Below are 14364 nucleotides of genomic sequence, written 5' to 3' on the forward strand. Positions count from 1 at the left end.
ATGAATCAGGACAATCTGATCGAAGTCCGCGACCTCTGCGTCGAGTTCGTCACCGGCGAGCATCACCACCGCGTGGTGAACCACGTCAGCTTCGACATCAAGCGCGGCGAAACCCTGGCGCTGGTCGGCGAAAGCGGCTCCGGCAAATCGGTGACCGCCCACTCGATCCTGCGCCTGCTGCCCTACCCCTTGGCACGGCACCCCGCGGGCACCATCGAATACGTCGGCCAGGACCTGCTGACCCTCAACGAAAAAACCATCCGGCATATTCGCGGCAACCGCATTGCGATGATCTTCCAGGAGCCGATGACCTCGTTGAACCCGCTGCACTGCATCGAGAAGCAGATCAACGAAGTGCTCGGCCTGCACAAAGGGCTGACCGGCAAAGTCGCGACCCGGCGCACCCTCGAGTTGCTCGAACTGGTGGGCATTCCCGAGCCGCATAAACGCCTCAAGGCGCTGCCCCACGAACTGTCCGGCGGCCAGCGCCAACGGGTGATGATCGCCATGGCCCTGGCCAACGAGCCGGAGCTGTTGATTGCCGACGAACCGACCACCGCCCTCGACGTGACGGTGCAGTTGAAGATCCTCGAGCTGCTCAAGGAACTGCAGGCGCGCCTGGGCATGGCGTTGCTGCTGATCAGCCACGACTTGAACCTGGTGCGGCGCATTGCCCACCGTGTGTGCGTGATGCAACAGGGTTGCATCGTCGAGCAAGCCGATTGCGAAACCTTGTTCCAGTCGCCGCAGCACCCTTACACCCAGGAGCTGCTCGCCGCCGAACCCAGCGGCGGGCCGGCCGCCACCGCCGTCGGGCCACCGTTGCTGGAAGTGGACGACTTGAAAGTCTGGTTTGCGATCAAGAAAGGCTTTTTGCGCAACACCGTCGATTACGTCAAGGCGGTGGACGGCATCAACTTCAGCCTGCCCCAGGGGCAAACCCTGGGCATCGTCGGCGAAAGCGGCTCGGGCAAGTCCACCCTCGGCCTGGCGATCCTGCGCCTGATCGCGAGCAAAGGCGGGATTCGCTTCGAAGGCCAGCAACTCGACCGCCTGAGCCAGCAACAGGTGCGCCCGTTGCGCCGGGAAATGCAGGTGGTGTTCCAGGACCCGTTCGGCAGCCTCAGCCCGCGCATGTGCGTCAGCGAGATCGTCGGCGAAGGCCTGCGCATTCACAAGATGGGCAGCCCGGCGGAGCAGGAAGCGGCGATTATCGCAGCGCTCAAGGAAGTCGGCCTCGACCCGCAGTCGCGGCATCGCTACCCCCACGAGTTCTCCGGCGGCCAGCGCCAACGCATCGCCATTGCCCGCGCCCTCGTGCTCAAGCCGCGCCTGATCCTGCTCGACGAACCGACCTCGGCGCTCGACCGCACGGTGCAGCGCCAAGTGGTGGAATTGCTACGCGGTTTGCAGGCCAAGTACAACCTGACCTATCTGTTCATCAGCCATGACCTGGCGGTGGTCAAAGCGTTGAGTCACCAGTTGATGGTGGTCAAGCATGGGCAGGTGGTGGAACAGGGCGACGCGCCGGCGATTTTCGCCAACCCACAGCATGCCTATACCCGGCAGTTGCTGGAGGCGGCGTTTCTGGTGCCGACGCCTTAGCCCAGGGCCGTGACCTATCCGTTCAGCGCGAAAGGATAGGTCGTTCGCCTCAAGCCGCCAGCCCGCGCCCGGCCCGCTCCAGGTTGCGCCACAACCAGCCCGGCAATACGTCCGGGTCCAGGCTGTCGATCAGGTTCTTCAAGCCCAGCCCCAACTCCGTGTCGCCTTCAATCACCAAGCGACGCCGGAAGAACAAGGTGTCCGGATCTTCCTGGCGACTGGCCAGCAACAAGAACTCGCGCCAGTTACCACTGATGGTCACCTGGGCCTCGGCTTTTTCAGCGATGCGCAAGCCATCCCGCGCCAGCGTCAGGTACCAGCACAGCCCAAGGTCGGGGATGCGCAGGCACATCCAGCGCCCGCGCAGCAGGTCGAAGCCACCGTCGCGCAACGGCTCGGCCAGGCAGCGGTTGAGGCCTTGCTGCAAGGCCAGGCGCTGCACCCGGAACGGCACGTGGCGCACCAGCGGCAACAAGCGATCGGCGCCCTTGAGCAGCCATTGTTTGCGACTCAACACAGGCCCACCTCCTCGACCCGCAGCATGCCGGCCTGGCCATGCCAGTAACCGTTGCAACCGTCGACGCACAACGGCGGCATCGCGCCCTGGCGCACCTGGTCAAACGCCTGGACCACGCCGACCATCCCTTCGGCGCGTGGGCTCAGGCGCAACAGGTCAGCGCCACACGCGACCAGGCCGGGGTAATCGGCGAGCAGGTTGGTGACATCGGCCGACATCGTCTGAATCCCGTTCAAGGTGAACAACGGTTGCCCTTCCTGGCTGGTCAGGGCCATGCCGTCGGGGTAGTTGATGCAACAGAACTGGCAATCGTCCTTGGGCCGGTTTTCCGCGCGGGCGGTGAAGCAACGGGCCGAGTACGCCAGGGGCAAATGCCCATAGGCGAAGATCTCCACTTCGGGCAGCGGCCGGCCGAGTTCACGCACCTGTTCCAGCACATCGGCGATCAGGCTTTGCGAGCATTCCACCGGCGGCACCCAGCGCTGCATGCCCGCATCGAGCAATTGCGCCAGGGCGTGGCCGTTGTACAGGTTGAGCGCCGGACCGCCGACAAAAGGCAACTTGCGCTCGATCAGCAACTGCACCGCGCCCATGTCGTTGGCCTCGACCAGCACCTCGCCGTTGTCGCACAGGCGGCGCAGGCTCGACAGTTCAGAGGCGGCTTCGATCAAGGTCAGGCTCGACAGCACGATCTGCGCCGAGCTGCACGACTGCAACTCGCGGCCCAGGCCCAACCATTGATCCAGGGAAAACGCGCGGCGTTTGGAGCACACGGTTTCCCCCAGGTAAATCACGTCCAGGGGCAAGCCGGCCATGTCTGAATAGAAGCGCCCCAAGTGTTCCTTATCCCAATAAAACAGCACCGGTCCCAGGCTGAGCTTCATCTGTGTTTCCTCATTGCCATGCGCGATGGTAAGCACCCAGGGTGGTCTGGCTGCCTTCGGAAAGTCCGGCCAGCACCTGGCGCCACTGGTCCTTGACCACAAAATTGGCCGGGGCGCTGCGGTGGGCGTCGAGGGCGGCGCGCCAGACTCGGGTGACTTGTTCCACATAGGCCGGGCTGCGTTGCCGGCCTTCGATCTTCACCGCCTCCACGCCGATGGCGCTGAGTTCGGGCAACAGGTCCAGGGTGTCGAGGCTGGTCGGTTCTTCGAGGGCATGGAAGCGCTTGCCGCCGACCAGGAAGCGGCCTTTGCACAAGGTCGGGTAGCCGGCCGGTTCCTCCGGGGTGTAGCGGTCGATCAGCACTTCACTGAGCCGCGCGCTGAGGCCATCGGCGTCGTCGCTCCAGCGCACCGCCTTGGCCGGCGAGCACACGCCGCACAGGTTGGGCGACTCACCGGTGATATACGACGACAAGTGGCAACGCCCTTCGGCCATGATGCACAGGCTGCCGAAGCCGAACACTTCGATCGGCACCACGCTGCTCGCCGCCACCTGTTTGACCTGGGCCAGCGACAGCACCCGCGGCAGCACCGCGCGGCGGATGCCATAACGTTCGACGTAGAACTTCAGCGCCGCCGCATGGGTGGCCGAGCCCTGCACCGACAAGTGCAACGCCATCTGCGGATGATGCGCGGCAGCATAGCCGAGCACACCCGGGTCGCCGGCGATCAGCGCATCCACGCCATGATCGGCCGCACGGTCGACGGCGCGTTGCCAGCGTGACCAGATCTTCGGTTGCGGGTAGGTATTGACCGCCACATACAGCTTGCGCTGGTGCTGGCGGATATGGGCGACGGCGGCGTCGAACTGCTTGTCGTCCATGTTCAGCCCGGCGAAATGCCGGGCATTGGTGTCATCGCGAAAACCGACATACACCGCATCGGCGCCTTGGCGCACCGCGGCTTTCAGCGCAGGCAGGTTGCCTGCCGGGCAGACCAGTTGCATGGAGACTCCTCATTGAAACTCGGCGAAGGACAAGAAAGGCACCGGTGCATCCTTGAGCAGCAGTTGCTCGCGCTCGACAATCACCAGGCCATCGGCCCAGCAGGCGGCGGTGAGCATCGCCGAGCTTTGCTGGGGGTGCAGGACGGCGCGCAATTGCCCATCCGCGCCGGGGCTCAAGCGCGCGCGCAGGTACTGGCGGCGCTTGTTAGGGGTAGGCCATTCAAAACCGGCCGGCACCTGGACCGGCACCGGCAACACGCGCTCGACGCCCTGGGCGCGCAACAGGAACGGGCGCACCACCACCAACGCAGTGATCAGCGCGGCAGACGGGTTGCCGGGCAGGCCGATCCACGGTTTGCCCGCCACTTCGCCAAACGCCAGAGGCTTGCCGGGCTGGATCGCCAGGCGCCAGAAATCCACGCGACCGAGTTCCTGGATGGCTTGTTTGAGATGATCCTCCTCGCCCACCGACACACCGCCGGTGGTCAGCAGCAGGTCGCATTCGGACGACGCGAGGATCAACGCGTCGCGGCTGGCGGCCAACGCGTCGGCCATCACCCCGTAGTCGAGCACCTCCACGCCCCAACCGCGCAATAACGCGGTCACCAGGTGGCGGTTGCTGTTGTAGATCTGCCCCGGCGCCAGCGACTCGCCCGGCTCGCGCAGTTCATCGCCGCTGCTCAGCAGGCACACGCGCAGGGGGCGATAAACCTTGACCCACGGAATGCCGGCCGACGCCAGCAGGCCGACTTCCTGGGCGCGCAGGCGCTGGCCGACACGCAACAGGCGTTGCCCGCGCTGCATTTCTTCACCGCGCTTGCGCACGTGTTCGCCCAGGCGCAGCGGCGGGCACCAGATACGCTGGCCGTAGACGCGGCAACGCTCCTGGGGCACCACGCTGTCGGCGCCGGGCGGCAGCGGCGCACCGGTGAAAATCCGTACTGTCTGCCCGGCCTGTAAAAGCTCATCGCTGCTGTGCCCGGCAGCAATCCGCCCGGCCAGCACCAAGTAGCCGCCCTGCTCCGGCACATCGGCGGCGCGCAGGGCGTAGCCGTCCATGGCGCTGTTGTCCCAGCACGGCAGGTCGAGAGGTGAAAACAATTCTTCGGCGATCACCCGACCCGCGGCCTGGCCGAGGGGGATGACTTCGGTGGGCGGCGCAGGTGGCGCCTGCGCCAGCAGTTGCTCGATCGCCTCGTCCACCGGCATCAATTGCCCGCTGTCGCACACGCGGGTGTTCATGACCGCGCCTCGCAGGCGCTGAGCGCTTGTTCGAACTGAGGCTTGAGGTGCGCAACGAAGTTGCACGGGCCGGTGCGGCTGTCCAATTGACTGAGCAGAATCTGGTCCCAGGCGGTACGGCACGCGCCGGGCGAACCGGGCATGCAGCACACCAGCACGCCATTGCTCATGCCCGCCAGGGCGCGGGACTGCAAGGTGGACATGCCGATTTCCGCCAGGGACACCTGGCGGAACAGCTCGCCGAACCCGTCCACTTGTTTATCCAGCAGCGGCAACACCGCTTGTGGCGTGTTGTCGCGAGCGGTGAAGCCGGTGCCGCCGGTCATCAGGATCACTTGCACCTGAGGGTCGGCGATCCACTGCGAAACACGGGCGCGGATCTGGTAGATATCGTCCATCACCAGGCCACGGTCGATCAGCACATGGCCGGCACCTTCTAGGCGCTCTACCAGGGTCTGCCCGGAGGTATCGGTGTCAAAGGTGCGGGTGTCGCTGATGGTCAGTACGGCAATGTTCAGGGAGACAAAACTGCGTTGGGTCAAATGGGCCATGATCAAGGCTCCAGGCAGATAAAAAGATGCGCTCAGCCTGCGCCGCAACGGGCGCAGGGCCTATTCCTCGAAGGAGGTACCTCGTCAGGGCGCCAGCCGTGTGCGCTGCCAGGCGCCGTCTCGCAGGCGGTAGTCGAGGCGGTCATGCAGGCGGTCGGGGCGGCCTTGCCAGAACTCGATGCGGCGCGGTTGCAGGCAGTACCCGCCCCAGTGCTCGGGCCGTGGCGGTTGCTGGCCGGCGAACCGCTCGGTGACCTCACGCAGCAAACCTTCCAGCTCGCTGCGGTGGGTCAGCGGCTGACTCTGCGGGGAGGCCCAGGCACCAAGTTGGCTGGCGGCCGGGCGGTCGAGGAAATAGGCGTCCGACAGCGCCGGATCGAGGCGCTCGACCGCGCCTTCAATACGCACCTGGCGCTCCAGGCCGGGCCAGAAAAACGTCATCGCGGCATGGGGGTTGCTCGCCAGTTCCTCGCCCTTGGCGCTCTGGTAATTGCCAAAAAACACAAAACCTTCGGCGCTGAAGCCCTTGAGCAGCAGGATGCGGCAATGGGCGTACCCTTCCCTGTCGACCGTGGCCAGGGCCATGCTGTTGGCCTCGGCGGGAGGCGCTTCGGTCTTGCGCGCCTGGCTCAGCCACTGGCCGAACAACACCAGCGGATCGTCTTGCTCGCCGTCGTCCCGCAGGCCGTAGAGGGTGTAGTTGCGGCGCAGTTGCGCGAGGGACAGGGGCATGGGACGAACCTCCAGAGAATTCGCCACAGTGTGGGAACTGCGCAGGTTTTAGCCCTTGACCGCGATCAACAATCCGCCGCGTCATGGCGCCGCAGGCGGCTCACCACAATGACTTCGCCAGCACCACAATCACCACCATGTGCGCGAGAATGCTGCGTCGTATCCACAGCGCACGCTTGGGGCTCAGGCGCTCGCGGGTCAGCCAGTAGGCCAGCAGCAGGTAGTGCCCGATGATGCTCAGGGCGAGGAAGATTTTCAGGCTCAGGAACAGTCCGAAATGGCTGTTCCATGGCAGACCGCGGTAATGCCAGGCCAGGCCGATACCCGCGCCATACAGCAGCACCACCACGCCATGCAGCACCCGCCGCGAACGCCGGGCGATCGCATGTTCCGCGGTGAAACGCGCCGACCACGCCAGCTCCTCGCGGGCGCTGTGCCAGATCACCACTTCAAAGAACAGCGTGCCGATAAAGGCGATCGCCGCCAGCAGATGCACGATCAACAACCACGAATACAGCATGCAATGCTCCTAACCGGGGTGCCCGTCGACCCGCGCCCGCCACAACATCGGGCCATACCGCCACAGGTACAAGCCCAGGCCGACCGACCAGCACAGCCCCGCCAGCCACAAGGCCGCCACGGGCCAGATCAACACCAGTGCCACCCGGCACACAGCCGCCAGGTTCAACAGGGCGAACGCCAGGGTCATCCCGCCCGGCGGCTGCAACGGCCGACCGGTATGGCCCAGGCTGACGCGCGCCACCATCGCCAGGATCAGCCCGGCCATGGCGCCGATCGTCAGCGCATGCACGGCCAGGCTCGGGTTGAGCGGCGCACCGAAATGCCACAGCGCCATGCCCAGGCAGGCCACGGCCAACCATGCGTAGGCCAGGTGCAGCGACCACAGCAGCGGCACGCGCCACAGGCCACGGTCATGCCAGCGCGCCAGGCGCAGCAAGTGGCCCAGGCCGAGCACAGCGAACAGTACGCCGCTCCACCGGCTGGGGAACACCGCCAGCCCGCTGGCGTAAAGCAACGCCACCAGGATCGAACCGCCCAGCAACACACGGTCCAGCCACGGCCACGGCTTGACCGCATCGACCCGGCCCAGGCCACGTTGGGTGAAGAATGGAATCACCCGACCGCCGATCAGCCCCATCATCGCCGCCACCAGCCACAACCCCGTGAGCACCGCCTGGCGCTCCACGCCTTCGTCATGGGTCAGCAACCCATACAACGCCAACGCGTCTGCCACGGCGAGCAAGCCCAGCACCAGTACAATCGGGTAGTTACGGGTTTGCCTGACCTTCCACAGCGTCCAGCCCATCACCCCGGCCACGGCCAGCGGAAAACTCAGTTCCAGCACCGCCAGCAGCGGCCACGGCAGGTTCAGCAACCAACCCAGGCGCGCCGCCAGCCATAACCCGGCGAGCAACGCCAGGGGCGCGCCGCTGAGGCCGGGGCGGCCGGTCCAGGTCTGCACCGCGGTCAGCAAAAAGCCGGCGATGATCGCCACGCCAAAGCCGAATAGCAGCTCATGCCGGTGCCAGGCCAGCCAGCCACCGGCCGGTTGCCAAGTACCGGTGGCGCCGCCCAGGGCGAACAGCCACAGAGGAATGACCAGCACCGCCAACAGGCAGGCACCGAGGAAAAACGGACGGAATGCCAGGCGAAACAATGGGGGAATGGCCATGGCCTTGCGTCGATCGAGCACTTGCATAGCACGGCTCCTAAACAGATGAATGCGACAATCTTGCGCTGCAGCCTGCGCTTTGCCCTTGTCGTAGATCAAGCACGCCCGCCACGGACAGGGGAACTTTGCCAGGAAATAACCGCCCGAATCCGGTACGCTCAGCGTTTTTACTCAAGGAGTTAATTCCCATGGCCAAAGCCACCGCCCGTCACATCCTCGTTGCCACCGAAGACAAGTGCAACGAACTCAAGGCCCAGATCGAAGGCGGCGCCGATTTCGCAGAAGTCGCCAAAGCCAATTCCAGCTGCCCATCCAGCCGTCAAGGCGGCGACCTGGGCTCGTTCGGTCCAGGCCAGATGGTTAAAGAATTCGACACCGTCGTGTTCAGCGCCCCGGTCAACACCGTGCAAGGCCCGGTGAAAACCCAGTTCGGTTATCACCTGCTGGAAGTCACCAGCCGTCAGGACTGATTCAGTCCACGCTGATGCTTGAAACAACGGCCCGCCTTTTGGTGGGCCGTTGTGCATGGGATGACTGGCGATGCTCAGGCCGTTAGCGTACAAATCCCTATTCTCCTTCACCCGGCGCTCAAGGCAGATAATGCGACTGGCTTTTTCGACTCTATTCAGCTCCACCCTGGCCCTGCTGCTGGCCAGCACCGCTGTGATCGCGGCCCCGCAAACCTACCTGACCGTGTATGGCGAACCGGCCAAATATGGCACCGGCTTCAGCCATTTCGACTATGCCAACCCCAACGCGCCCAAGGGCGGCAGCCTGCGGCGTTCGGCCATCGAGATCGGGCGCTTCGACCATGTGCTGCCCTATATCGACAAAGGCATCGGCGTGTCCCAGATCGACGGCTGGCTCTACTCGCCCCTGGCCCTGCGCTCCCTGGACGAGCCGTACACGGTCTACGGCCTGGTCGCCGAGAAGATGGAACGCGCGGACGACGGCCTGTCGCTGCGCTTCTACCTCAACCCCAAGGCCCGTTTTGCCGATGGCACACCGATCACCGCCGAAGACGTGCGCTACAGCTTCGATTTGCTGATGACCCAGGGCAGCCTGCGCTTTCGCACGCTGTTCGCCGACGTCAAACACGTCGAAGTCGAAGGCGAACGCCAGGTGCGCTTCGATTTTTCCAGCGATGAAAACCGCACCCTGGCGCTGGATATCGCCACCCTGCCGGTGTTCCCCGAGCACTGGTGGAAAACCCGCGACTTCGCCAACGGCGGCGGCTACGAAGCGCCGCTGGGCAGCGGCCCGTACAAAATCAGCAAGATCGACGCGGGCAGCACCATCACCTTTACCCGCAACCCTGATTGGTGGGGCAAGGACTTGCCGGTCAGCCGCGGTCTGTACAACTTCAATCACCTGAGCCTGGAATATTTCGGCGACACCGAAGTGGCGCGCCAGGTGCTGCGTGGCGGCGCGTATGACTTCAACCGCGAGTTCTCCGCCACCGGTTATTCCATCGGCTACAACGGCCCGGCGCTGGACGACGGGCGCCTGCAACGCGCGCACCTGGCCAAAGAGATGCCGCAACCGGCCCAAGGCTATGTGTTCAACGTGCAGAAACCGATGTTCCAGGACCGCCGCGTGCGCCAGGCCCTGGCGATGCTGTGGGATTTCGAATGGGCCAACCGGCAGATGATGCGCAACCTGTACATCCGCCAGCAGAGCTACTTCTCCAATAGCCCGCTGGCCGCGAGCGAATTGCCGACCCCGGAAGAGCTGGCGATCCTCGAACCCCTGCGCGGCCAGGTGCCCGACGAGGTGTTCAGCCAGGTCTTCAAAGCCCCGGTCACCGACGGCAGCGGCATGATCCGCGACAAGCAACTGCAAGCCTTGGCCCTGCTGGAAGAAGCCGGCTGGAACCCCGACGGCGACAAGCTGGTCAACGCCGAGGGCGAGCCGCTGGAATTCACCTTCCTCTATGCCCAACCCGGCCTCGAGCGTCTGTTGCTGCCGTACAAGCGCAACCTGGCGCAGATCGGCATCACCCTGATTATCCGCCGCATCGACTCCTCGCAGTACGTCAACCGGCTGATGACGCGGGACTACGACATGATCGTCACCGGCTTCCCGGTCACCACCTCGCCGGGGATGGAGTTGTACAACTACTTCGGCTCCAGCGCCGCGTTCGACCCGGGCGCCAACAACTACATGGTGCTCAAGGACCCGGCCGTCGACAGCCTGATCAAGGGCCTGGTGAAAGCCAACACCCAGGCGCAGATGCTCACCTACGCCCACGCCCTGGACCGGGTGCTGCAATGGAACTACCTGTGGATCCCCAATTACTACCCGCCCGGCACGTCCGCCGCGTGGTGGAACCGCTTCGGCCGCCCGGCGATCGAGGCGAAGAATGACGAAGCCCTGGAAACCTGGTGGGAAATCAGCCCCACGCCACTGACAAACGCACAAATGAGCGCGGAGCTTAAAAAACGCGGAGGGATGCGCTGATGTTTGCCTATATCGTGCGGCGCCTGCTGTTGATCATCCCGACGCTGGTGATCATCCTGCTGGTCAATTTCGTGATCGTGCAGGCCGCGCCCGGCGGGCCGGTGGAACAGGCGATCGCCCACCTGCAAGGGATCGGCGGCGGCGGCATCGGCGGTTCCGCCGGCGAAGGCCTCGGCAGCGGCTCGCGGGCCAGCCGTGGCCTGGACCCGAAACTGATCAAGGACATCGAAAAACAATACGGCTTCGACAAGCCGGCGCCGGAGCGCCTGTGGCTGATGCTCAAGAGCTACGCCCGGCTGGACTTCGGCAACAGCTTCTTTCGCGGCGCGACCGTCACCGACCTGATCCTGGAAAAGATGCCGGTGACCATCTCCCTCGGCCTGTGGGCCACGCTGATCACCTACCTGGTGTCAATTCCCCTGGGGATCCGCAAGGCGGTGCGCCATGGCAGCAACTTCGATGTGTGGAGCAGCACAGCCATCGTGATCGGCTATGCGATGCCGGCGTTCCTGTTTGCGATGTTCCTGATCGTGGTGTTCGCTGGCGGCACCTCGCTGAACTGGTTCCCGGTGCGCGGCCTGGTCTCGGAAAACTTCGACGAACTGAGCACGGTGGGCAAGGTCGCCGACTATTTCTGGCACCTGGTCTTGCCGGTCACGGCGCTGGTGATCGGCGGGTTCGCCACCCTGACCATCCTGACGAAAAACTCGTTCCTCAATGAGATCACGCGCCAATACGTGGTCACCGCCCGCGCCAAAGGCTTGAGCGAACGGCAGGTGCTGTACGGGCATGTGTTCCGCAATGCGATGCTGCTGGTGATCTCGGGGATTCCCCAGGCGTTTATCAGCGTGTTCTTTGCCGGCTCGCTGCTGATCGAGGTGATCTTTTCCCTCGACGGTCTCGGGCGCATGAGCTACGAAGCCGCGGTGTCCCGCGACTACCCGGTGGTGTTCGGTTCGCTGTTTATCTTCACCCTGTTCGGCCTCTTGATAAAACTGATCGGCGACCTCTGCTACACCCTGGTGGACCCGCGTATCGACTTCGCCGCGAGGAACGCCTGATGTTCAATCTATCTCCCGTGGCCCGTCGGCGTTTCGAGCGGTTCAAGAAGAACCGCCGCGGCTGGTGGTCACTGTGGCTGTTTATCGGCCTCTTCATCCTGACCCTGGGTGGCGAGTTGATCGCCAATGACAAGCCCTTGGTGTTGAGCTTCAAGAACGAGCTGTATTTTCCGGTGTTCAAGCGCTACACCGAGCAGCAGTTTGGCGGGCAATTACCGTTCCAGGCCGACTATCGCAGCGACTACGTACAGAAGCTGATCAAGCAGGACGGCGGCTGGATGCTGTTCCCGCCAGTGCCGTTCAACGACGACACGCCCAACTACGAACTGACCCGCCCTGCCCCCAGCCCGCCCTCGGCGGTGAACTGGCTGGGCACCGACGACCAGTCGCGCGACGTGGTGGCGCGGGTGATCTTCGGCGCGCGGGTGTCGATCCTGTTTGCCCTGGCGCTCACCGCGATCAGTGCGAGCATCGGCATCGCCGCGGGCGCGTTGCAGGGTTACTACGGCGGCTGGGTCGACCTGATCGGTCAGCGGGTGCTGGAAGTGTGGTCCGGGTTGCCGGTGCTGTACCTGCTGATCATCCTGTCCGGCTTTGTCGAACCGAACTTCTGGTGGCTGCTGGGGATCATGGCGCTGTTTTCCTGGCTGGCCCTGGTGGACGTGGTGCGCGCCGAGTTCCTGCGCGGGCGCAACCTGGAGTACGTCAAGGCGGCGCGGGCCCTGGGTTTGAGCGACGCCAAGATCATGCGCCGACACATCCTGCCCAATGCAATGACGGCCACCCTGAGCTACCTGCCGTTTATTTTGACCGGGGCGATTTCCACCTTGAGCGCCCTGGATTTCCTCGGTTTCGGCATGCCGGCGGGCAGCGCGTCGCTGGGTGAGTTGATCGCCCAGGGCAAGCAGAACCTGCAAGCGCCATGGCTGGGCCTGACGGCGTTTTTCACCTTGGCGCTGATTCTGTCGCTGCTGGTATTTATCGGCGAGGCGTTGCGCGATGCCTTCGACCCCCGTGCATGAGTGAGTCTGTATGAGCGACAACCTGATCGAGATCCGCGACCTCTGCGTCGCCTTCAGCGGCCAGACCGTGGTGCGCAACCTGAGCCTGGATGTGCGCCCCGGCGAGTGCCTGGCGCTGGTCGGCGAGTCGGGCTCGGGCAAGTCGGTGACGGCCCTTTCGATTCTGCAACTGCTGCCCGAAGCCGGCACGCAAACCAGCGGCTCCGTGCGCTATCGCGGCCAAGAGTTGATCGGCGCATCGGCGGCCACCCTGCAAAAGCTGCGTGGCGACCGCATCGCCATGATCTTCCAGGAGCCGATGACCTCCCTCAACCCGCTGCACAGCATCGAAAAGCAGATCGGCGAAACCCTGCTGTTGCACAAAGGTATGGGCGGCAAAGCAGCACAGGCGCGCATCATTGAACTGCTCGAACTGGTCGGCCTCCAGAACCCCCAGGAACGGCTCAAGGCCTATCCGCACCAACTCTCCGGCGGCCAGCGCCAACGCGTGATGATCGCCATGGCCCTGGCCTGCGAGCCGGAACTGCTGATCGCCGACGAGCCCACCACCGCGTTGGATGTGACCGTGCAGCGCAAGATCCTGCTGCTGCTCAAGTCCTTGCAGCAACGCCTGGGCATGTCGCTGCTGCTGATCAGCCACGACCTCAACCTGGTGCGCAGCATGGCGCAGCGCGTGTGTGTGATGCATACCGGCGAGATCGTCGAACAGGCCGACTGCGAAACCTTGTTCAACGCGCCACAACACCCCTACAGCCGCTTGCTGCTCGACGCTGAACCGGCGGGCGAGGTGCTGTGCGGCGAAACGCGCGAAACGGTGTTGCAGGTCGACGACCTGAGCGTGCAATTCCCCCTCGGCGGCGGCCTGTTTCAGCGCAAGACCTACCTGCGCGCGGTGGACGGCATCAGCCTCAGCGTGCAGCGCGGCAAGACGCTGGGCATCGTCGGCGAGTCGGGCTCGGGCAAATCCACCCTGGGCCAGGCGATCCTGCGCCTGCTGGACTCCACCGGCAGCATCCGCTTCCAGGGCGTCGCCCTCGACGCGCTCAACCACAAACAGATGCGCCCGTGGCGCAAGCAGATGCAGGTGGTGTTCCAGGACCCTTACGGCAGCCTCAGCCCGCGCATGTCGGTGCAGCAGATCATCAGCGAAGGCCTGGAAGTCCACGCACCGTGCAGCCTCGCCGAGTGTGACGCGCAGGTGATCCAGGTGCTCAAGGACGTCGGCCTCGACCCGGCCAGCCGGTATCGTTACCCCCACGAGTTTTCCGGTGGCCAGCGCCAGCGCATCGCCATCGCCCGCGCGCTGGTGCTCAAGCCGGCGCTGATGCTGCTCGACGAACCCACCTCGGCCCTCGACCGCACGGTGCAGAAGCAAGTGGTAGCGTTGCTGCGTGAGCTGCAGGACAAGTACGGCCTGACCTACCTGTTCATCAGCCATGACCTGGCCGTGGTGCGCGCCATGGCCCACGACATGATCGTGATCAAGGACGGCAAGGTGGTGGAGCGCGGCGCCAGCCATGATGTGTTTGAATCGCCGCAACACCCGTACACCCAGGAACTGCTGGCCGCCGCACACATCCCCTTGTAGGAG

The 14364-nt window shown here is 64.6% G+C and carries 14 protein-coding genes; 6 read left to right on the top strand and 8 right to left on the bottom strand.

What is annotated here, in order from left to right; translation table 11 throughout:
- The gene (locus JN756_RS17995) at positions 1-1605 is read left to right on the top strand and encodes an ABC transporter ATP-binding protein (RefSeq protein WP_017846627.1); all 1605 of its coding nucleotides are present in this window, start codon (positions 1-3) and stop codon (positions 1603-1605) included.
- A 49-nt stretch (positions 1606-1654) separates the two neighbouring features.
- Here JN756_RS17995 and ubiT read toward each other — a convergent pair whose 3' ends face one another.
- The 8 genes from ubiT to JN756_RS18035 form a co-directional block, all read right to left on the bottom strand.
- Positions 1655-2122 (bottom strand): ubiquinone anaerobic biosynthesis accessory factor UbiT, encoded by a 468-nt coding sequence (gene ubiT, locus JN756_RS18000; protein ID WP_017846628.1) that lies wholly within the window; start codon positions 2120-2122, stop codon positions 1655-1657.
- The gene (locus tag JN756_RS18005) at positions 2116-3006 is read right to left on the bottom strand and encodes a U32 family peptidase (RefSeq protein WP_046383125.1); all 891 of its coding nucleotides are present in this window, start codon (positions 3004-3006) and stop codon (positions 2116-2118) included. The genes ubiT and JN756_RS18005 overlap by 7 nt, the downstream gene beginning before the upstream one ends.
- Positions 3007-3016: 10 nt before the next feature.
- On the bottom strand, positions 3017-4012 hold the full coding sequence (ubiU, locus tag JN756_RS18010) for a ubiquinone anaerobic biosynthesis protein UbiU (RefSeq protein ID WP_017846630.1): 996 nt from the start codon (positions 4010-4012) through the stop codon (positions 3017-3019).
- 9 nt (positions 4013-4021) lie between these two features.
- On the bottom strand, positions 4022-5254 hold the full coding sequence (locus JN756_RS18015) for a molybdopterin molybdotransferase MoeA (protein ID WP_046383124.1): 1233 nt from the start codon (positions 5252-5254) through the stop codon (positions 4022-4024).
- A complete protein-coding gene (gene moaB, locus JN756_RS18020) occupies positions 5251-5805 on the bottom strand; it encodes a molybdenum cofactor biosynthesis protein B (protein ID WP_046383123.1) in 555 nt (184 codons plus the stop codon). Before moaB ends, JN756_RS18015 begins: the two co-directional genes overlap by 4 nt.
- A gap of 84 nt (positions 5806-5889) precedes the next feature.
- Positions 5890-6537, bottom strand: a complete 648-nt coding sequence (pdxH, locus tag JN756_RS18025) for a pyridoxamine 5'-phosphate oxidase (protein WP_128192529.1) — start codon at positions 6535-6537, stop codon at positions 5890-5892.
- 100 nt (positions 6538-6637) lie between these two features.
- A complete protein-coding gene (locus JN756_RS18030) occupies positions 6638-7057 on the bottom strand; it encodes a hypothetical protein (protein WP_057005429.1) in 420 nt (139 codons plus the stop codon).
- Between the two features lie 9 nt (positions 7058-7066).
- Positions 7067-8257: an NnrS family protein gene (locus JN756_RS18035; RefSeq protein WP_017846635.1), complete on the bottom strand. Its 1191-nt coding sequence runs from the start codon at positions 8255-8257 to the stop codon at positions 7067-7069.
- Between the two features lie 161 nt (positions 8258-8418).
- On the opposite strand from JN756_RS18035, the gene JN756_RS18040 reads away from it, so the two are divergent.
- The 5 genes from JN756_RS18040 (at position 8419) to JN756_RS18060 (ending at position 14361) form a co-directional block, all read left to right on the top strand.
- Positions 8419-8700, top strand: coding sequence for a peptidylprolyl isomerase (locus tag JN756_RS18040; RefSeq protein ID WP_003208024.1), 282 nt, complete (start codon positions 8419-8421; stop codon positions 8698-8700).
- Positions 8701-8830: 130 nt separating this feature from the next.
- Positions 8831-10690, top strand: a complete 1860-nt coding sequence (locus tag JN756_RS18045) for an extracellular solute-binding protein (RefSeq protein WP_057005431.1) — start codon at positions 8831-8833, stop codon at positions 10688-10690.
- Positions 10690-11751, top strand: a complete 1062-nt coding sequence (locus JN756_RS18050; protein ID WP_057005432.1) for a microcin C ABC transporter permease YejB — start codon at positions 10690-10692, stop codon at positions 11749-11751. The genes JN756_RS18045 and JN756_RS18050 overlap by 1 nt, the downstream gene beginning before the upstream one ends.
- On the top strand, positions 11751-12773 hold the full coding sequence (locus JN756_RS18055; RefSeq protein ID WP_057005433.1) for an ABC transporter permease: 1023 nt from the start codon (positions 11751-11753) through the stop codon (positions 12771-12773). The genes JN756_RS18050 and JN756_RS18055 overlap by 1 nt, the downstream gene beginning before the upstream one ends.
- Positions 12774-12783: 10 nt before the next feature.
- Positions 12784-14361 carry an ABC transporter ATP-binding protein gene (locus JN756_RS18060; RefSeq protein WP_046383118.1) on the top strand — a complete coding sequence of 526 codons (1578 nt, stop codon included), beginning with the start codon at positions 12784-12786 and terminating at the stop codon, positions 14359-14361.
- Positions 14362-14364: the final 3 nt, after the last annotated feature.

Origin of the sequence: Pseudomonas sp. Y39-6, assembly GCF_023651955.1 — a bacterium.
Taxonomy (GTDB): domain Bacteria; phylum Pseudomonadota; class Gammaproteobacteria; order Pseudomonadales; family Pseudomonadaceae; genus Aquipseudomonas; species Aquipseudomonas veronii.